This is a genomic window from Pseudogulbenkiania sp. AW2-16, from assembly GCF_056824575.1.
Map to the genome: position 1 here is coordinate 863,219 of NZ_CP157668.1, position 17,698 is coordinate 880,916.

Here is a 17,698-nt window from a genome sequence, read left to right on the forward strand (position 1 = left end):
ACAGCCCCGGCACGCCGGGGCTGTTTGGTTTTCGCGTAACGGGCTCAACTGCGCGACAGGCGCAGCCTTTCGGCCAGGCGCTCCATCGCCTCGTCGCGGCTGAGCGGCGGCGTGGCGCGCTGCTGCTCGGCCAACACCCAGGTTTCCAGGCGGCTGCGGTCGCCGTGCGCGGCACGCAGCAGGATGCCGTAGTCGCGCCCGGTCATCTGCGACGGCACATCGATGGCGCGGGTCTGGGTGTGGCGCGCGTAAGACGGCTCATCGGCCGGCACGCGCCGCGCCGGCGGACGGCGGGAACGGACCACCCAGGCGACCAGGGCCAGCATCACGACCGCCATAATCGACAGAAATTCGGCCATCAGTCGGCGTCTCCTTTCGAACAATCGTTTGCTATTATGCCATAAGCTTAAATCGGGCGCGAATCAGCGCCGCCACGAGGCTCAGCGCACGGGGTGGAGCGGCCGGCGCGCGAAGATGAAGAACTCGCGGTTGCCGTCGCCGCCCTTGATCGGGCTGTCGAACCACTTCAGCACTTCGAAGCCGAGCTGCTCGACCAGCGTGGTGATGGTCTGGCGAACCCCGTCGTACAACCCTTCGTCCTTGACGATGCCGCCGCGGCCGATGCCGGAGCGCCCCACTTCGAACTGCGGCTTGACCAGCGACAGCAGGTAGCCGCCGGGGGCTATCAGGGGCAGCGCCGAGGGCAGCACCAGGGTCAGCGAGATGAACGACACGTCGCACACCATCAGCTCGAACGGCACCCCCTGGTTGGCCGCCAACAGCGCGGCGTGGTCCAGCGCGCGGGCGTTGATGCCCTCGAAGAAGGTGACGCGCGGGTCTTCGGCCAACCCGGCGGCGAGCTGGCCGTGCCCCACGTCCACCCCCACCACACGGCTCGCCCCGGACTGCAACAGGCAGTCGGTGAAGCCGCCGGTGGACTGGCCGACGTCGAGCGCGCTCATGCCGCTCACGTCGAGCCCGGCCGTCGCCAGCGCACCCTGCATCTTGAGCCCGCCGCGCGAGACGAAACGGTCGGCCTCGTCCGGCGTCACCAGCAGGCGCGCCGTGGGCGCGAGCTTCAGGCTCGGCTTGGCAACGACGACGCAGCGTCCGTCGTCGTCGACGCTCACCCGCCCGGCCGCGATCAGGTTCTGGGCAGCGGTGCGCGAGGCGGCAAGGCCCTGTTCCACCAGGAGAAGGTCGGCTCGAATCATGATGTGCTTATGGACGCTGAAAAAAAGAGCACAGGGTGGCGTCGCTGCCGCCTGCTGTCAAGCCGCCGGATTCCGACCGATGTTGCTCCCTGCGACGTTGCGCTTCCTTGCGCCCGCTCAAACAAATCGCCTTCCGTTCGCCCGCGCTGAGGGTTGGCTGAGAGACAGCTTGGTGCGATCATCCTTGGCATAAACGACAACAAGGGAGCACCGCCATGGACACTCACCAACTCGAGCCGGCAGAAGTGCGCGTGCTGGGCGCGCTGATCGAAAAGCAGGCGCTCACCCCGGACGCCTACCCGATGACGCTCAACGGACTGTTGACCGCCTGCAACCAGCTGACCAGCCGCGAACCGGTGATGCAGTTGTCCGAGGCCGAATTGAGCCAGGCGCTGGCCAGCCTGATGGAGCAGAAGCTGGTCGGGGAGCGGCTGCCGGCCGGCAGCCGCGTCGCCAAGTACGAGCACCGCCTGCCCTACGCCTGGAACATCGACGGCGCCCGCGTGGCGGCGCTGTGCGTGCTGCTGCTGCGCGGCCCGCAGACCGCGGCCGAGATCCGCAGCAAGGCCGGCCGCATCTACGCCTTCTCCGGCGTCGACGAAGTCGACACCGCGCTGGCGACGCTGGCCGACAAGTACCCGCCGCTGGTGGTCAAGCTGGAGCGCCAGCCGGCGAGCGCGAGGCGCGCTGGGCGCACCTGTTGAGCGGCGAGCCGGAACTCGTCCCGGCCGGGGCCGCAGCACCGATCGAGGTCGGCCTGACCGGCCGTGTCGCGGCACTGGAAGCCGAAGTGGCGGCGCTGAAAACGCGGCTGTCCGAACTGCTGGATTTGCTCGGCGGTTGAACCCGGGGGAGCGAGCGTGGTCTACTCCCTTCCCCGCAGCAACTTCCCTTTCGGAGAGCACATGAAAAAGACCACCCTCCTCCTTGGCCTCGTGGCCATCAGCGGGCTGGCACAGGCCGGCAACCTGTCGCTCGGCGCCGGCGACGACTTCGTGACGCTGTCGCGCACCCCGAACGGCCTCGGCCTCGGCTTCACCGCCGACTACCTGAACAACAAGCACGGCGACGACAGCGCCAGCGTCGGCCTGGAATTCGCCGTTCCGGCCGGTCCGCTGACCGTCGCTGCCGGCGCCAAGGCGATCTACGTCGACGCCGACGGCTACGGCTCCGCCGCGGCGCTCGGCGGCCGCGCCGCGCTCGACCTCGGTTCCAACTTCAGCCTGTTCGGCCAGGGCTATTTCGCCCCGTCCGGCGCCTCCAGCGGCAGCATCCGCGAGGTCAACGACGTCAACGCCGGCCTGCGCTGGAACCCGGTGCCGCTGTTCACCGTGGAAACCGGCTACCGCTACTTCGACGTCAAGCGCGAAGACTCGCAGCGCAACCGCAAGCTGGCCGACGGCCCCTACCTCGGCGTCGGGCTGCAGTTCTGAGCGCAGACCACCCCGTCAGCATGAAAAACGCCCCGGCTTGCCGGGGCGTTTTGCTGTCCGTCCGTGGTCTCAGAAACCCAGCGACAGATTCAGGCCGAATTCCTTGGTGGTGTTGTTCGGCTCGTAGTTCTCGTAGATCAGGCCGCCCTTCAGGGTATAGATGCTCTCGCTCTTCTTGATGTCCCAGTAACGGAAGAACGGCGTCACCGACAGGGTGCTGCGCGCGCCGAGATTGATCGGGCGGCTGAAGCTCATCGCCAGCTCGAAACCGTGCCCCTTGTTCTGATCGTTCTGCAGCTCTCCGCTCGACAGGTAGCTATGCTGCTTGCCCTGCAGCAGGTAGTTGTAGGCCACGCGCGGCGTCGCCTGCCAGTAGGAGGTGCCGAGGAAGAACGACGACTCGAACGCCAGGGTGGCGTACCAGTACTCCGATACGCGCTTGTAGCCGCCAGATCCGCCCTGGTCCAGACGGTCGGTCAGGTTGCGGTAGCCTAGGCCGAGCGACGAGATCACCGGGTGGTCTTCCCACGGCGAGGTGTATTCGTAGGCGCCGTGCAGTTCGTAGACGGAACGATCGAGCCCGTCGATACGCAGCGAACCGTAGCCCGGACCGCCGTTATAGCCGCCGGTATAGTCGGATTCACCCTGGGCGTAGCGGCCCTTGAACTTGACGGCGTGATTGTCGGCCAGGAAGAAGCGGGCCGAACCGTTGAGGCCGGCCATCCAGGCTTCTTCCTGCATGAATTTGGCGCCGCCGATCTCCTCCTCGTACTTCTCGTGGTAGAGCTCGGTACCGAGGGTGAATTCCGGCTGCGGGGCGGCGAAGGCACTGCTGGCCGGAGCCAGGGCGAGAACGGCCAACAGGGGACGAAGCGATGTGGACATGGCGTGATGATGAGGTTGTGTCAAAACCAACGATTATGCCTTTTGGATAACGTTAAATCCATTATGCATACATCTTTCCCCGTGATGCACCGCAAAAAACAACACCCCGGCCGCCGCCGGGGTGTTCGGTCTCCTCCGCTGCCGCGCGGTCCGGTGCCGCCCGGGACCTTTCCTCAATCCATCAGCTGGCGGTACAGGTACACCAGCACGCGCGCCAGTTCGGCCGCGGTCTGCTGCTGGCCGGTGTTGCCGCCGTGGCCGCCGGCGTCGGTCTCGATGAACAGCGCGTCGTGGCCGTGTTCGGCCAACCCGGCCACCATCTTGCGCGCGTGCGCCGGGTGCACGCGGTCGTCCTTGGCGCTGGTGGTGAACAGCGCCAGCGGGTAGCGCGCCTCGGGGCTCACCTGATGGTAGGGCGAGTAGGCGGCGAGCTGCGCGCGCGTTTCCGGATCTTCCGGATCGCCGTACTCGTCGATCCAGCTGGCGCCGGCCAACAGCTCGGTGTAGCGCAGCATGTCGAGCAGCGGCACCTCGCACACCACGGCGTGGAACAGCTCGGGACGGCGCACCATGCAGGCGCCGACCAGCAGACCGCCGTTGCTGCCGCCCTCGATGCCGAGCCGGCGCGGGCAGGTGACGCCGCGCGCGATCAGGTCTTCCGCCACCGCGGCGAAGTCGTCGAAGCTGACCGCGCGCTTCACGCCCTGCGCCGCCCGGTGCCAGGCCGGGCCGAACTCGCCGCCGCCGCGGATGTTGGCCACCGCGAACACGCCGCCCTTCTCCAGCCACTGCGGGCCGAAGTTGTCCATGTAGTACGGCATCATCGGCACTTCGAAGCCGCCGTAGCCGTACAGCAGCGTCGGCGCCTGGCCGTCGAACGGCAGCTCGCGCGGCCGCACAACGAAGTAGGGAATGGCGGTGCCGTCGGGCGCGGCGGCGTGCCACTGCTCGGCGATGAAGGCGCTGGTGTCGAACGCTGCCGGCTGCTGGCGCAGCACCTCGGGTGCCGTATCGCGGCCGAGGTCGATGCGGTACAGCCCGGCCGGGGTGAGGAAGTCGCTGTAGCTGTAGTAGAGCACGTCGCTCTGCCACGGCTGGTCGGCGAACTCGATCACGCCGTCCTGCGGCAGCGGGTTGGCGCATTGCCGCCACTCGCCGCCGGCGCGGCGCAGCGTGACGAGCCGGCTCTTGACGTTGTCGAGCACGATGACGGCGAGCAGGTTCAGCGTGGCCTCGACCATTTCCACCGACTGGCGCTCGCCCGGCTCGAACAGCGCGGCGATGTGCCCCACTTGCCCGGTCGCCGCGTCGCAGGCCACCGCCAGCAGGCTGCCGGCGGCGTACTGCTGACCGTGCACGTTCCAGTCGTCGGCCAGCTTGACGATCAGGTCGCCGTGGCTGTAGGCCTCGATCTCGCTCTTCGGCGGCAAGGGCAAGGCGGTCAGCGCGCGGTCGGCGGCGACATGGTAGTAGGTCTTGCTGTAGAACGAGTCGGAAGCCTCGACGATGTCGAACGGCGTCGCATCCGCGTCGAGGAAGCGCCAGGCGGCCGCCATCATGGCGTCTTCGGGCAGCTTGAGCAGCGGCACGGCGGCGTCCCAGCCCTGGCCGCGCTCGAGCAGCCACACCTCGCGCGGGTAGCCGGCACGGCTCAGCTGCTCGTCTTCCCAGGCCGGGCAGACGAACACGCTGTCGAGGTCGCGCCAGGCGATGTGGTTCTTGCCGTAGGGGAAGGCGAAGCCGCCGGCGACGAAGGCCTGCGCCTCGAGGTCGTACTCGCGCGTCACGGTGGCGTCGGAGCCGCCCGGGGTCAGGCTCAGCAGCACGCGCGTCGGTTGCAGCGTGTAGTGCGACACGCCGTCGAGGTACCAGTCGACTTCCTCCGCCGCGGCCAGCGCGTCGAGGTCGAGCACGGTGTGCCAGTCCTGCGCGTTGGCACGGTAGGCGGCCAGCGTGGTGCGGCGGTAGACGCCGCGCGGGTGGGCTTCGTCCTGGTGGAAGTTGTAGAGCCAGCCGGCGTGCTCGGCGAAGAACGGAATCTGGCGCGTGTCGCGCAGGGTGGCGAGGATGTCGGCGGCGAGCGGGACAAAGCGCGGGTCGGCGTCGAGCTGGGCACGGGTGCGTTCGTTCTGCGCCTCCACCCAGCGGGTGACGTCGGGGCTGTCGAGGCTTTCCAGCCAGCGGTGGGGGTCGTGGTCAGGCATGTCGGGTTGGCCGAAGGTTGCAATGGGGCCGAGGGTAGCACCCCGCGCCCTTGCCGCCAAATGCCGCTACCGGGCCAGATGCCCCTTGATCCAGGCGCTGGCCCGGGACACCACCTGGTCCTCGATGCCGTTGTAACCGTGCCAGGCCCAGGGCTGGCATGGGTCGCCACGGTTATTGCCGCCGTCCACCACGATCAGTTCCTTGGCCTGGGCCGCCGTCAGCTTGTCCACCACCGGCTGCAGGTTGTCCAGCCGGCTTTCCTGGCACTCGTCGCGCTGGTGCTGGACCAGCAAGACCGGCTGGGTCAGCCGCTGCAAATTGAAATCCGCCAGATTGCCGCGGCCATGGTCGATGCTGGAGGTCAGTACCAGGCCGTCCACCTTGTCCCGTTGCTTGATCGCGACCGAGGCGGCCGAGGTGGTGCCGCGACTGGTGCCGACCAGCCAGACCGGCACGTCGGCCTGCCGACGCAGGAAGTCGATCACGGCGGCCATATCCTGGGCGTGCGCCGGCGTGCCGCGGAAATCCCCTGCCAGTGCCCTCTGCGGCATGATCGGACGGGGCATCCACCACCGCCACCGTGAAGCCCTGCGCCACCCAGCGGGCACGGGTGCGCACCAGGAAGTTGCCGGCGCCGCTGCCGAGCCGGCCATCGTCGGACAGTTTGAGATTGCCATCGCCCCCGGTGAACAGAATCAGGCTGGCCAGCGGCGGCCCTTCCGGCTTGAGCAGCAGGAAACGCTGGGCGACCCCGTCACGGGGCGAAACGCTTTCCAAGGTCTCGGCCGCAGCGGCCAGCGAGACGCTCGCCATCAGGACAAGACCGACAACAACAGGGCGCATGGCACACTCCGGAAAAGGTTCGGGCAGGCGGCAAAGCGGCCTTGCCGAGGATGTATAGCGGCGCTGGCTCCTCGCCAGCGCCTCCCGGCCGGCGAGGAGCGGCGGACCACTCAGCCCACCAGGGCCTGCTGCAGCGCCGCCAACACGCGCTCGACCTCGGCGCGGCCGACCTGCCAGTGCGTCACGATGCGCATCATGCCGGCCTCGGGCGGGTTGGCCTTGATGCCGGCCTCGGCCAGCGTCGCCATCAGGCGCGCCACGTCGACCGAGTCGGCGAGACGGAACCACACCATGTTGATCTCGACGCTGGCGAGGTCGACCGTCACCCCCGGCAGCGTTGCCAGCCGTTCGGCCAGGTAGCGCGCATTGGCGTGGTCTTCGGCCAACCTCTGGCTCATCTCGGTGAGCGCGATCAGCCCCGGCGCCGCCAGCACACCAGCCTGGCGCCAGCCGCCGCCCATCAGCTTGCGGTTCTTCCGTGCACGGGCGATGAACCCGGCGGGACCGGCCAGGATCGAGCCCACCGGGGCCGCCAGCCCCTTGGACAGGCACACCATCACGGTGTCGGCGTGGCGCGTGATGTCGCGCACGTCGCATTGGAGATAGGTCGCCGCGTTGAACACGCGCGCGCCGTCCAGGTGCACCGGCACGCCGTGCGCAGCGGCCACTTCGGCCACCGCCTGCATCGCCGCGAGCGGAATCACCCGGCCGTTGCTGTGGGCGTTCTCCAGGCAGATCAGCCCGGTGTGCGGATGGTGGATGTCGTCGCCGATACGGATGCGCTTCGCCACCTCGGCGGCGCTGAGCACCCCGTCCGGGCTGGCGATGGTGCGCAACTGCACCCCGGCGATCACCGCCGCACCGCCGGTCTCGTGCCAGACGATGTGGCAGTCGTCACCCAGGATCACCTCGTCGCCGCGCCGACAGTGCGTCAATAGCGCGAGCTGGTTGCCGAAGTTGCCGCTGGGCACGAACAGCGCCGCCTCCTTGCCGAGACGTTCGGCGGCCACTCGTTCCAGTTCCTGCACCGTCGGGTCGTCGCCGTAGACGTCGTCGCCCACCACGGCGTCGAACATCGCCTGGCGCATCGTCGGCGTCGGCTGGGTCACGGTGTCGCTGCGTACATCAATCCACTGCATGGTATCCCCTCTGAGCCGATGCCATGAGACGGCCGCCCCTCGCATCGTGAGGGCGCACAGGATGGGTGAAGGCACCCTTGCTCCATCGGTGCCGGCACCCATCGCCATCGAGCGACGGGTTGCGCGTTGCGCCCCCATCCTAACAGCGTCGACGGCGCGCCTCCTGCAGGGGCTCGCTCGCTACTGGAATCGGCTCGTGAAATGACCGACGGCGACTCGTGGCCGCCGTCGAAACGAATTCTCAGTCAGGCTCTTGCCTGATTGTGCCAGCATCGCATGCCGGCTGTCAGAACCGGAAGGTTCTCGCTGCGAGTGCTTGTCGGGTCCTTCTAATGGATACGGTAGGATTGCTTGATGTCGGCCGCCAGGCGGTGCGCCTTGTCCAGCGCGGTGCTGTCCAGCGAAATGTCGGCACCACAGTCGCAACGCAAGGCGGCGGCCTGGTCCGGAGCCAGGGTATCGAGATGCTGGCGCGTTTCATGGCCACACTGGGTGCAGGCGATGACCACGGTGGGGTTGTAGTGTTTGTCGAGGTCGATGTCGAAACTCGGCTGCTGCTTCATGGGTCTGTCTCCACGTTGGGAACGGAGGGACGAGCCGCCAGCGGAACGTCGGTGCCGTTCTTGACAGGCTCACCTAGAAGGATAGCAGCCGAGCCGGCGAGCGCCAGCCGCAATCCCTACTGCCCGGCCGCGCGCCGCTGCGTCACCGTCTCGCCGCCGATGCCCCAGTTGTCGGTGTCGACCTCGTCGATCACCACCACCGTGGTGGCCGGGTTCTTGCCCAGCACGTCGACCAGCAGCTGGGTGGCGCCGCGGATCAGTTCGGCCTTCTGCTCGGCCGTGGCTCCCTCGCGGGTAATCTTGATGTTGACGTAAGGCATGCAAAGCTCCTTGTGGATAAAAACGACGGGGGACGGACCGCCAGCCAGGCGCCGGCGCTGCTCAGCACCAGTCCGGCCAGCAGCCAGCCCGACAACGGTTCCGCCAGCAGCCACAGCGCCAGCACGCCGGACAAGGCCGGCACCAGCGCCATCATCGCCCCCATGCGCGCCGCGCCAATGTGCTCGACAGCGTACAGGTAGAGCAGCATGGTTACCACCACCGCTAGCGCGCCCTGGTAGAACGCCTGCAGCAGGATGGCCCCGAACGGGGCGATGGCGAGGCCGGACGGCAGCGCCAGCCAATAGACCGGCATGAAGCACAGCGCCGCCCACAGCGCGCTGCCGATGGTGGCGTCGATCGGGTGGATGGCGTAGCGCCGCACCGTCACGCTGTACCAGGCCCAGCACAGCGCCGAACCGACCAGGAGCAGATCGCCCCAGCCGCTCGCCGCGCCGGCGAAGTTCTCCACCGCCACGCAGCCGACGCCGGCGGCAATCAGGCCGAGCCCGACCAGCTTGGCCCGCTCCGGCAGTTCGCCCTGCAGCCGCCATAGCCACAGCGGCACCAGGAACGGCAGCAGGCCCGGCAACAACACCGCCGCGTGCAGCGCCGACGACAGCCGGAAGCCCCAGTACGCCAGCAGCGCGTAGCCCAGCGCGCCGATCAGCCCGAGACGCAGCAGCCGCCCGTCCAGCAGCCGGGTGCGGCGCCACGCCCACAGCGGCAGCAGCAGCACGGCGCCGACGCCGAAGCGCAGCGCCACCATGTCGTACGGCGTCAGCGCGCTCCGGCCGCCCAGCCGCGACACCACGATGAAGCCGCTCCAGATCAGCACGGCCAACATGGCAAACAGCATTCCGCGACGCATCTCCCCCTCCTGCACCCTGTTCATGCACGACAAGGTAGCGCGACGGCGGCCATGCGGTAAAATGAATAATTACTTCTTAACCGTTCTCGTATCGAGATGGATCTTTCCGACCTCACCGTGTTCTGCACCGTGGTGGAAGCCGGCGGCGTCACCCGCGCCGCCGAGCGGCTGCACCGCGTGCAGTCCAACATCACCACCCGCATCCGCAAGCTGGAACAGGACCTGGGTGTCGACCTGTTCGAGCGCGAGGGGCGCCAGCTGGTGCTCACCGCCGACGGCGAACGCCTGCTGGGCTACGCCCGCCAGCTGCTCGGACTGGCCGCCGCCGCGCGCGACGACCTGGCCGGACAACGCCTGGGCGGCCGCTTCCGCCTGGGCTCGATGGAAAACACCGCCGCCACCCGGCTGCCGCTGCCGCTCAGCCGCTTCCACCGCGACTACCCCGAGGTCGAGCTGGAACTCTCCACCGGCCCCTCGCTGCCGATGTGCCAGCGCGTGCTGCGTGGCGAGGTGGACGCGGCGCTGGTGGCCGAACCGGTGGGCGGCGGGCTGGATACGCGGCTGGACAGCCGCCTCATCGGCGTGGAGGAGCTGGTGCTGGTGACGGCGCTCGACCACCCGCCGGTGCGCGACGCCCGCGACGTCGCCCACGACACGCTACTGGCGTTCCAGCCCGGCTGCGGCTATCGCCAGCGCCTGGAAAACTGGTTCGCCAGCGCCGGCCGCCTGCCGCAGCGCCAAGTCGAGCTCTCTTCCTACCACGCCATGCTCGGCTGCGCCGCCGCCGGCATGGGCGTGGCGCTGGTGCCGGAAAAACTGCTCGACCAGTACGCCGGCCGGGCCGCGCTGGCACGCCACCGCCTCCCTCCCGGAACAGCACGCGCACCCACGCTGTTGGTGTGGAAACGCAGCCAGCCGCGTGCGGTGATCATGCGCTTCGCCGACTACCTGCTCGAAGACGCCGATGCACCGTCCTGAGCTGTCGGAGCAGCGCCACGCCAAGAGCCTGGTTCCGTAGGCGAGCGAGCCAAGACCGGTTGAGTGCCGCCAGCGCACAGGAACCGGAATGTACATGGAGCACATGAGGATTCCGCATCGCTGGGCGCATCAGAGATGCGCACGCAGTCTGCCGGCACTCAAGATGTAAAGGCGCAGCCGCCTAATGAACCAGGCTCCAGCTGCTGGCCCACCAACTCCACATGCAGTATCCTTCGCCGCTTTGACGCCTTGCCGGAGATGTTGATGAACCCGTCCGATGCCGATCTCGACCGCCGCTTTGGCGGCATCGCCCGCCTCTATGGCGCGGCGGCGCTGGAACGCTTCCGCCACGCCCACGTCTGCGTGATCGGCGTCGGCGGCGTCGGCTCGTGGGCCGTCGAGGCGCTGGCCAGAAGCGCCGTCGGCAAGCTCACCCTGATCGACCTCGACAACGTCGCCGAATCCAACACCAACCGTCAGCTGCCGGCGCTCGACCCGCACTACGGCCGCGCCAAGGTCAGCGTGCTGGCGGAACGGGTGCGCGCCATCAACCCGGCCTGCGAGGTCGTCGAGATCGAGGAGTTCGTCGAGGAAGGCAATCTGGAAGACATGCTGGGACGGGGCTACGACTTCGTCATCGACGCCATCGACAACCTGCGCGTGAAGACCGCCATGGCGGCCTGGTGCGTCAAACGGCGCCAGCCCTTCATCGTCTCCGGCGGCGCCGGCGGCCAGATGGACCCGACGCAGATCCGCGTCGCCGACCTGGGCGAGGTCACCTACGACCCGCTGCTCGCCAAGCTGCGCTACAACCTGCGCCGCCACCACGGCTTCGCGCGCGAGCCGGGCAAGAAGCTGCACGTGCCCTGCGTGTTCTCCACCGAACAGCTGGTCTACCCCGACGCGCCCAGTTGCGACGTCGGCGAGCGCGGCCCGCAGGGGCTGTCGTGCGCCGGCTTCGGCGCCAGCATGGCGGTGACCGCCAGCTTCGGCCTCGCCGCCGCCGCCCACGCGCTGAAGGCGCTGGCCAAGCCCGCACGCCGCCAAGCCTGAACCGCTTCGGCCAACCATGAAAAACGCCCTGCACCGCAGGGCGTTTTTCTGGTGACAGAACCCGACTCACAGGCCCTGCAGCTGCTTCTCCAGTTTCGCCGCACGGTCGCCCGGCGCCGGATGGCTGGACAGCAGGCTGCTGTCGTTGCCGTACAGCTCGGCCAGCTTGCGCAACGCGGCCGGGCCGCCTTGCACATTGTAGTTGTGGCGCTTGAGGAAGCCGATGGCGTAGCCGTCGGCATCGCTTTCCTGCGACTGCGAGAACTGGGCATTGGCCACGGCTTCGGCAAACGCGCCCAACTCGGAGGAGGACAGTTCGGCCGCCACCGCGTTGCCGCTGCCGGCCGCCGCCTTGCGTGCCGCCGAGGAGGCGTAGGCCAGCTGCATCGCCTTCTTGGTGTGGCCGAGCTTGACGTGACCGATCTCATGACCGATGACGAAGCGCACTTCGTCGTCGCTCATCTTGTCCATCAACCCGCTGTAGACGCGGACGGTGCCGTCGGCCATGGCGAAGGCGTTGACGTCCTTGGTCAGATAGACCTTGAAATTGAGCTTGGTGCCGTCCTCGCTGTCCAGCCCCTTGACCATCTTGACCAGGCGCTTGGCGTAAGGGCTGGAGGCCGACGCCACCTGGCTCTTCTTGTCCAACGCCACGCTGGATTCGCTGGCCAGCATCTTCACGTCGGCGTCGCTGAGGGTGGCCGATTTCATCAAATCGGTGCCGGCGCTGATCATGGAACCGAGGTCGAAGGCCTGTGCCTGGGCCGACAGGACGGTGGCGGCAAGCACCGCCAGAGCGAGTTTTTTCATTCCTAAAAAACCATTTGTCATTTAAAAGCAGGCGAATACTACGCTGGCGGCCATCCCAGGTAAAGACTTTGTCATAAAATTGCGCGCGATCACGGCCAGCATGGCCGTAGGCAACATCTAGCGGCAGGAGGGGGAAGGCGGGCCGCACGCCGGACAGGCTGATGTCGCCCAGCCGGGCGACGCTAAACGCCGTTTAATCGAAACCGTAGGCGGCGCGGTAGCGCGCCACGATGCGCGCCACCTCGCCACTGCGCTGCAGCGCCTTCAGTGCACGATCGAAGGCGTCGCGCTGCTCCTCGCGCAGGAAGCCGACCGAGCGCGGCGACGGCGGGAAGAGATCAAACTCGGCCAGCTCCGCCGAGGTGTCGAGACGCGTCCCCAGCGCACGATTATTCTGATGAAACACCAGGCTATCGCCCACCACCACCTCGACCCGGTGCAGGTAGAGCAGGCGGTTCTGGATCTGCTGATCGGCAAGCTCGACGTAGCGCGGGTGGCGGGCCATCACCGCGGTGAACTCCGGCCCCAGCAGCAGCCGGGCGTTCTGAAACCCCGCCACGCTGTAGCGCGCCAGGTCGGCGAGGTGCTCCAGCCGGATGCCGGATGACTTGAGTACGATGGCGCGGTTACGGTAATACAACACCGGCGCCGAGCGAAAGGCCTCGACCGGGGTATCCGGCGCCAGCGTCAGCATGGCGTCGACGCGGCCGCTTTGCAGCAGCATCAGCCCGCGCGCCTGCGGGTAGACCTCGAACACCGGCTTGAAACCGGCCTGTTGCAAGGCCGCGCGCACGACCTCCACTTCCATCCCGCTCTGCCCGCCCTCTTCCACATACGGCGGCTTGGCCAGACCGACCGCGACGTGTAGCTCGGTCGCGGTCGCGGCCGGTCCGGCAAACAGCCCGCACAGCAGTACCCAAACGCACCAACTCGCTTTCATGCCCGACGTTTCCCCGCCACACCCTGGACACCGCCATCATGCCAGTGTTTGGGAACGCTTCACATTTCAAACTGCAATACGTGGCGTCCGGCATACAAAAGCCGGGGCTCCCCTCCGGCATGCCTCAGCGGCGCAGCCCGTGCCGCTCCAGCAACAGGTAGCCGCAGGGAATGATCAACAGCGTCAGGACCGTGGAGAAGAGCAGCCCGCCGATCACCGCCACCGCCAGCGGCCCGTTGGTTTCCGCCCCCGCGGAGAGGCCGAGCGCGGCGGGCAGCATCGCCAGGATCACGGTGAGCGTGGTCATCAGCACCGGGCGCAACCGGATCGGGCAGCTCACGCGCAGGGCCTCGTCCACGGTCAGTCCCTGCACGTGGTACTGGTTGGTGATGTCCACCAGCAGGATGCCGTTCTTGGCCACCAGCCCGATCAGCAGCACCAGCCCGATCACCGAGTAGACGTTGAGGGTCTGCCCCGTCAGCCACAGCGCCAAGAGGCCGCCCACCAGCGCCAGCGGTTCGGCCAACATGATCAGGGCCGGCTGGCGGAAGCTGTTGAACTGGGCGGCGAGGATCAGGTAGAGCATCAGCGACGCCAGCACAAACACCGACACCAGCTCGCCGCCGGTGCGGTCGAGCTCGCGCGCCTCGTCGAGGAACTCGATGCGGTAGCCCGGCGGCAGGAACGTTGCCGCCTCGCGGCGCACCAGTTGCATGGCGTCGGCCAGCGGCAGATCGGGCGAGCTGGCCAGCCCCACCGAGTACATCTGTCCCATGCGGCTGATCTGAGTCGGGCCGAGACGGTGCTGCACCTGCGCCACGCTGGAGAGCGGCACCAGCGTGCCGCTGGCGTTGCGCAGATACACCGCCTCCAGATCCTGCGGCCGGCTCAAGGCGTAGTCCGCGGCCTGCAGCCGCACCTCGTAGCGCTCGCCGTCCCCGTCGGAGAAATTGCCGATCTTGGCGCTGCTGGTGAGCAGGTTGAGCGCATCCAGCAGGTCGGCCGTGGACAGTCCGGCGCGCGCCGCCGCTTCGTGCCGTATCGCCAGCGTCAGCTTCGGCAGGCGGTTTTCGGCACGGCGGTCGAAGCTGCCGAGCGCCGGGTAGCGCGCCAGGTGGTTGGCGAAGTCGTCCGCCAGCCGCCCGACCTCGTCCAGGTTCGGCCCCACCACGTTGAACTTGAACTGGCCGCCGCTGCTCTCCCCGGCACGCGGGTAGGGATAGGCGGTGACCTTGACCCCCGGCACGCTGCGCGCCTTCTTGCGCGCCTCCTTCATCACCGCGTCCTGGCTGTGCCGCCGTTCGGCGCGCGGCTTGAGCCTGACCACCAGGCGCGTATCGTAGGCGTTGCGCCCGCTGAAGCCGCCGACCACCGCCAGCACCGCGTCCACTTCGGGAATCTGGGCCAGTTTTTTCTCGATCAGACGGGTGCGGTCGTCGTTGTAGGCCAGGCTCGCGCCGACCGGGACCTTCACCGACATCTGGAAGCGCCCCTCGTCCTCCTTGGGATAGAACTCGACCTTGAGCTGGCTCAGCGAGGTCAGCCCGGCCACCACCAGCAGCATGGCCGCGACGAGCACGCTCCAGGGGTGATGCAGCGCCCACGACAGCATCACCTTGTAGACCCGCTCCAGGCCCTCGAACACCTGCTCGAAACCGCGGAACACCCGGCCGTGGCGCGGCTGGGCCTTGAGAAAGCGCGAACACAGCATCGGCGTCAGCGTCACCGCCACCAGCAGCGACACCAGCACCCCGCACGACACCACCACGGCGAAGGTGTTGAACAGGCGGCCGACGGTGCTCGACAGGAACACCACCGGCAGGAAGATCGCCACCAGCGCCAGGGTGGCGGCCACCACCGCGAACACCACCTCGCGCGCGCCATGGATCGCCGCCGGCACCGGGTCCTCGCCGTTTTCCTCGCGGCGGTGGATCGCCTCCAGCACCACGATGGCGTCGTCCACTACCACCCCGATCAGCAGCAGCAGCGCCAGCAGCGAAATGGCGTTGAAGGTATAGCCGAGGAAATACATCACCGCGACGGCGCCCAGCAGCGACACCGGAATCGCCAGCGCCACGATCAGCGTGGCGCGCCAGTTGCGCAGGAACACCCACACCACCAGCGCCGCCAGCAGCGTGCCTTCCAGCAGGTGCTCCTGCAGTGCGCGCACCATCTCGCGGATGAAGTCGGCCGAGTTGCCGGCGATGTCGAGCCGCAGCCCGGGCGGCAGCGTCGGCCGGATCTGGGTGTCGAGCCGCTTCAGCACCGCATCGACGATGGCCACGGTATTGGTGTTGGGGATGCGCACGATGCCGATGGTGACGCAGGGCTGATGGTTGAAACGGCTCAGGGCGCGCACGTCGGCCTCGCCGTCGATCACCCGCGCCACGTCGCCCAGCTTGACCGGCGCCTGGCCGTACCAGCCGATCACCAGCCCCTTGAGCGCCGACACGCTGTGAAATTCCTGGTCGAGGTCGACCAGGTATTCGCGCGGGCCGTCGGTGAGGTAGCCGCCGGCTTCCTGGCGGTGCTCGCGCGCGAAGGCGGTCTGCACCTCCTTGGCGGTCAGCTTGTAGGCGGCCAGTTGCACCGGGTCCAGCTCGACCCGGATCACCCGCTCGCCCCGCCCGCGGATGCCGACCTCGCCGACGCCGTCGATGGTTTCCAGCTGCTTCTTCAGCACGTTGTTGGCGAACAGGTAGAGCTCGCGCTCGGTGCGGTCGCCGGTCAGCGCTAGGAACAGGATCGGCGAGGCGTTGTCGTCGGTCTTGCTGATCACCGGCGATTCCGCCTGTTCGGGCAGGCTGCGCCGCACCTGCTCGATCTTGCTCTGCACCTCGGCGAAGGCGACGTTGATGTCCTTGTCGAGATCAAACAGGACGGTCACCGAGGAACGCCCGGTGTAGGAGGTGGAATCCAGGATGTCGACACCCGGTATGCCGTTGACCGCGGCCTCGATGACCTGGGTCACGCTCTGATCGATCACCTCGGGCGAGGCGCCGGGCAGGCGGGTGCTCACGGTCAGCACCGGCTGCTCGATCGCCGGGTAGCGGTCCACCCCGATGCGCTGGTAGGCCACCACGCCGAACAGCACCACCACCGCCGACAGCACGAAGGCCAGCACATGGCGCCGCACGAACAGTTCGATCAGGCGCACCTGGCTTACCCTCCGCCCGAGGCTGGCGCCTGAGCGTCAGCCGTGCCCGTCGGCTTGACGCGGGCCTTGTCGCTCAGGAACCCGGCGCCGTCCACCGCCACCGTTTCCCCCGCTTTGAGGCCGGAGACGATCTCGACCCAGTCGCCGGCTTGCAGCCCGGTGGCGACCGCCCGTTCGCGCGCCTTCCCCTTCTGCACCACGTACACCACCACCCCCTTGGGCCGCTCGACCAGCGCCGGCAGCGGTACCGCCAGCGCGGTTTTTTCGGCCAACGTCAGCTCGCCGTCGAGGGCATCGCCGACGCGCCACGCGGTGTCGCCCGGCAACGGCGCGTAGGCGACGCGGGCGCGGCTGGCGACGTCGAAGCCAGCGCGCACCTCGCTCAGCCTGACCTCGCGCTGGCGCGTGCCATCGCTCAGGCGCAGCGCCTGCCCGGGCTGCAGGCGCTGGCCGGCCTCGCCGCCGACCGCCAGCCGGACGCGGCGCGCGCCGCTGGCGTTGATGCGAAACAAGACCTTGCCGACGCCGACGAAATCGCCGACGTTGACCAGGCGCGCCTCCAGTTGCCCGGAGAGCGGCGCCACGATCACCGCCTTGCCGGCGTCGCGCGCCTTGATCGCGGCCGCCGCCTCGGCCGCGGCCAGCTGCTGCTGCAGCGCCGCCAGCGCCGACGACGACGACTCCATCGCCGAGGGCGAGATGAAGCCGCGCTCGACCAGCATGCTGTCGCGCTTGACCTGCGACATCTGCTGCATCACCAGCGCCTGCAGGCGTTCGACCTCGGCATTGGCCATGCGCCGGGCATCGACGAGATTGGCGGCATCCAGCCGCGCCAGCGGCTGGCCCGCCGTCACCGCCTGCCCTTCCTCCACCAGCACCGCGGTAACCTGCCCGCTGACCTCGGCCGCCACCTCCGGCGCCACCGCGGCCTCGACTTCGGCATACACGCGTAGCGTCTCGTCCAGCTCGCGCGGCACCACCGTCAGCGTGCTGATGTTGAGCGCCGGTTTGTCGCCGTCGCCTGCCGCCTTGCCCGCCGGCTCGCGGCCGCATGCAGCGGCCAGCAGCAAGGCCAGCGCCATATAAACCCGAACGCGCATCGTGAATGCTCACCCCGCGTGAGTTGCCGGTATTGATAAGCACAGTATGGTTCATTTCGGCTGCACTCGTGACAGGCATAAAAAAACCCGGACACGTCCGGGTTTCAGGCTGCTGGCAAAGTGCTTTGATGCGTTCTTACAGGACCCGGCAAAGCCGGGCCTCTCCACTAAGGTTGTTGATTCCGCAGC

The 17,698-nt window shown here is 68.2% G+C and carries 18 protein-coding genes; 5 read left to right on the top strand and 13 right to left on the bottom strand.

Annotation, left to right across the window (positions count from 1 at the left end; genetic code table 11):
• Positions 1 to 44: 44 nt before the first annotated feature.
• Both ABKF58_RS04215 and ABKF58_RS04220 read right to left on the bottom strand, forming a co-directional pair.
• On the bottom strand, positions 45 to 359 hold the full coding sequence (locus tag ABKF58_RS04215) for a hypothetical protein (protein ID WP_008954733.1): 315 nt from the start codon (positions 357 to 359) through the stop codon (positions 45 to 47).
• A gap of 81 nt (positions 360 to 440) precedes the next feature.
• Positions 441 to 1,214: a TlyA family RNA methyltransferase gene (locus ABKF58_RS04220; protein ID WP_482583474.1), complete on the bottom strand. Its 774-nt coding sequence runs from the start codon at positions 1,212 to 1,214 to the stop codon at positions 441 to 443.
• A 215-nt stretch (positions 1,215 to 1,429) separates the two neighbouring features.
• On the opposite strand from ABKF58_RS04220, the gene ABKF58_RS04225 reads away from it, so the two are divergent.
• The 3 genes from ABKF58_RS04225 to ABKF58_RS04235 all read left to right on the top strand — a co-directional run bounded on the left by ABKF58_RS04225 (position 1,430) and on the right by ABKF58_RS04235 (position 2,647).
• Positions 1,430 to 1,918, top strand: coding sequence for a YceH family protein (locus tag ABKF58_RS04225; protein ID WP_482583475.1), 489 nt, complete (start codon positions 1,430 to 1,432; stop codon positions 1,916 to 1,918).
• Positions 1,915 to 2,058: a hypothetical protein gene (locus ABKF58_RS04230; protein ID WP_482583476.1), complete on the top strand. Its 144-nt coding sequence runs from the start codon at positions 1,915 to 1,917 to the stop codon at positions 2,056 to 2,058. The genes ABKF58_RS04225 and ABKF58_RS04230 overlap by 4 nt, the downstream gene beginning before the upstream one ends.
• A gap of 61 nt (positions 2,059 to 2,119) precedes the next feature.
• Positions 2,120 to 2,647, top strand: a complete 528-nt coding sequence (locus tag ABKF58_RS04235; RefSeq protein WP_482583478.1) for a YfaZ family outer membrane protein — start codon at positions 2,120 to 2,122, stop codon at positions 2,645 to 2,647.
• Positions 2,648 to 2,716: 69 nt separating this feature from the next.
• Here the strand turns inward: ABKF58_RS04235 and ABKF58_RS04240 are convergent, their stop codons facing one another.
• The 7 genes from ABKF58_RS04240 to ABKF58_RS04270 form a co-directional block, all read right to left on the bottom strand.
• A complete protein-coding gene (locus ABKF58_RS04240; RefSeq protein ID WP_482583479.1) occupies positions 2,717 to 3,532 on the bottom strand; it encodes a hypothetical protein in 816 nt (271 codons plus the stop codon).
• Between the two features lie 173 nt (positions 3,533 to 3,705).
• Positions 3,706 to 5,736, bottom strand: a complete 2,031-nt coding sequence (locus ABKF58_RS04245; protein ID WP_482583480.1) for a prolyl oligopeptidase family serine peptidase — start codon at positions 5,734 to 5,736, stop codon at positions 3,706 to 3,708.
• A gap of 66 nt (positions 5,737 to 5,802) precedes the next feature.
• Positions 5,803 to 6,303, bottom strand: a complete 501-nt coding sequence (locus ABKF58_RS04250) for an alpha/beta hydrolase (protein WP_482583482.1) — start codon at positions 6,301 to 6,303, stop codon at positions 5,803 to 5,805.
• 387 nt (positions 6,304 to 6,690) lie between these two features.
• Positions 6,691 to 7,719 (bottom strand): low-specificity L-threonine aldolase, encoded by a 1,029-nt coding sequence (gene ltaE / locus ABKF58_RS04255; protein WP_482583483.1) that lies wholly within the window; start codon positions 7,717 to 7,719, stop codon positions 6,691 to 6,693.
• Between the two features lie 329 nt (positions 7,720 to 8,048).
• A complete protein-coding gene (locus tag ABKF58_RS04260) occupies positions 8,049 to 8,282 on the bottom strand; it encodes a hypothetical protein (protein WP_008954724.1) in 234 nt (77 codons plus the stop codon).
• Between the two features lie 116 nt (positions 8,283 to 8,398).
• A complete protein-coding gene (locus ABKF58_RS04265; protein WP_014085639.1) occupies positions 8,399 to 8,602 on the bottom strand; it encodes a 2-hydroxymuconate tautomerase family protein in 204 nt (67 codons plus the stop codon).
• Positions 8,539 to 9,471 carry a DMT family transporter gene (locus ABKF58_RS04270; RefSeq protein ID WP_482583486.1) on the bottom strand — a complete coding sequence of 311 codons (933 nt, stop codon included), beginning with the start codon at positions 9,469 to 9,471 and terminating at the stop codon, positions 8,539 to 8,541. The genes ABKF58_RS04265 and ABKF58_RS04270 overlap by 64 nt, the downstream gene beginning before the upstream one ends.
• 96 nt (positions 9,472 to 9,567) lie before the next feature.
• Here ABKF58_RS04270 and ABKF58_RS04275 point away from each other — a divergent pair, with 96 nt between their 5' ends.
• Positions 9,568 to 10,449, top strand: a complete 882-nt coding sequence (locus tag ABKF58_RS04275) for a LysR family transcriptional regulator (RefSeq protein ID WP_482583488.1) — start codon at positions 9,568 to 9,570, stop codon at positions 10,447 to 10,449.
• Positions 10,450 to 10,713: 264 nt separating this feature from the next.
• Positions 10,714 to 11,502 carry a tRNA threonylcarbamoyladenosine dehydratase gene (locus ABKF58_RS04280; protein WP_482583489.1) on the top strand — a complete coding sequence of 263 codons (789 nt, stop codon included), beginning with the start codon at positions 10,714 to 10,716 and terminating at the stop codon, positions 11,500 to 11,502.
• A gap of 66 nt (positions 11,503 to 11,568) precedes the next feature.
• On the opposite strand, the gene ABKF58_RS04285 is transcribed toward ABKF58_RS04280, so the two are convergent.
• The 4 genes from ABKF58_RS04285 to ABKF58_RS04300 all read right to left on the bottom strand — a co-directional run bounded on the left by ABKF58_RS04285 (position 11,569) and on the right by ABKF58_RS04300 (position 17,509).
• A complete protein-coding gene (locus tag ABKF58_RS04285) occupies positions 11,569 to 12,312 on the bottom strand; it encodes a M48 family metallopeptidase (RefSeq protein WP_482583490.1) in 744 nt (247 codons plus the stop codon).
• Between the two features lie 193 nt (positions 12,313 to 12,505).
• Positions 12,506 to 13,252 carry a substrate-binding periplasmic protein gene (locus tag ABKF58_RS04290; protein WP_482583491.1) on the bottom strand — a complete coding sequence of 249 codons (747 nt, stop codon included), beginning with the start codon at positions 13,250 to 13,252 and terminating at the stop codon, positions 12,506 to 12,508.
• A 124-nt stretch (positions 13,253 to 13,376) separates the two neighbouring features.
• Positions 13,377 to 16,409 carry an efflux RND transporter permease subunit gene (locus ABKF58_RS04295; RefSeq protein WP_482583492.1) on the bottom strand — a complete coding sequence of 1,011 codons (3,033 nt, stop codon included), beginning with the start codon at positions 16,407 to 16,409 and terminating at the stop codon, positions 13,377 to 13,379.
• Between the two features lie 5 nt (positions 16,410 to 16,414).
• Positions 16,415 to 17,509, bottom strand: a complete 1,095-nt coding sequence (locus ABKF58_RS04300) for an efflux RND transporter periplasmic adaptor subunit (protein WP_041702778.1) — start codon at positions 17,507 to 17,509, stop codon at positions 16,415 to 16,417.
• Between the last annotated feature and the right edge of the window lie 189 nt (positions 17,510 to 17,698).

What these genes read in the sequence shown, in the direction of transcription:
- ABKF58_RS04215 (WP_008954733.1), bottom strand. Translation starts at nt 359, where the DNA reads ATGGCCGAATTTCTGTCGATTATGGCGGTCGTGATGCTGGCCCTGGTC.
- ABKF58_RS04220 (WP_482583474.1), bottom strand. Translation starts at nt 1,214, where the DNA reads ATGATTCGAGCCGACCTTCTCCTGGTGGAACAGGGCCTTGCCGCCTCG.
- ABKF58_RS04225 (WP_482583475.1), top strand. Translation starts at nt 1,430, where the DNA reads ATGGACACTCACCAACTCGAGCCGGCAGAAGTGCGCGTGCTGGGCGCG.
- ABKF58_RS04235 (WP_482583478.1), top strand. Translation starts at nt 2,120, where the DNA reads ATGAAAAAGACCACCCTCCTCCTTGGCCTCGTGGCCATCAGCGGGCTG.
- ABKF58_RS04240 (WP_482583479.1), bottom strand. Translation starts at nt 3,532, where the DNA reads ATGTCCACATCGCTTCGTCCCCTGTTGGCCGTTCTCGCCCTGGCTCCG.
- ABKF58_RS04245 (WP_482583480.1), bottom strand. Translation starts at nt 5,736, where the DNA reads ATGCCTGACCACGACCCCCACCGCTGGCTGGAAAGCCTCGACAGCCCC.
- ABKF58_RS04250 (WP_482583482.1), bottom strand. Translation starts at nt 6,303, where the DNA reads ATGCCCCGTCCGATCATGCCGCAGAGGGCACTGGCAGGGGATTTCCGC.
- ltaE (WP_482583483.1), bottom strand. Translation starts at nt 7,719, where the DNA reads ATGCAGTGGATTGATGTACGCAGCGACACCGTGACCCAGCCGACGCCG.
- ABKF58_RS04260 (WP_008954724.1), bottom strand. Translation starts at nt 8,282, where the DNA reads ATGAAGCAGCAGCCGAGTTTCGACATCGACCTCGACAAACACTACAAC.
- ABKF58_RS04265 (WP_014085639.1), bottom strand. Translation starts at nt 8,602, where the DNA reads ATGCCTTACGTCAACATCAAGATTACCCGCGAGGGAGCCACGGCCGAG.
- ABKF58_RS04270 (WP_482583486.1), bottom strand. Translation starts at nt 9,471, where the DNA reads ATGCGTCGCGGAATGCTGTTTGCCATGTTGGCCGTGCTGATCTGGAGC.
- ABKF58_RS04275 (WP_482583488.1), top strand. Translation starts at nt 9,568, where the DNA reads ATGGATCTTTCCGACCTCACCGTGTTCTGCACCGTGGTGGAAGCCGGC.
- ABKF58_RS04280 (WP_482583489.1), top strand. Translation starts at nt 10,714, where the DNA reads ATGAACCCGTCCGATGCCGATCTCGACCGCCGCTTTGGCGGCATCGCC.
- ABKF58_RS04285 (WP_482583490.1), bottom strand. Translation starts at nt 12,312, where the DNA reads ATGAAAAAACTCGCTCTGGCGGTGCTTGCCGCCACCGTCCTGTCGGCC.
- ABKF58_RS04290 (WP_482583491.1), bottom strand. Translation starts at nt 13,252, where the DNA reads ATGAAAGCGAGTTGGTGCGTTTGGGTACTGCTGTGCGGGCTGTTTGCC.
- ABKF58_RS04300 (WP_041702778.1), bottom strand. Translation starts at nt 17,509, where the DNA reads ATGCGCGTTCGGGTTTATATGGCGCTGGCCTTGCTGCTGGCCGCTGCA.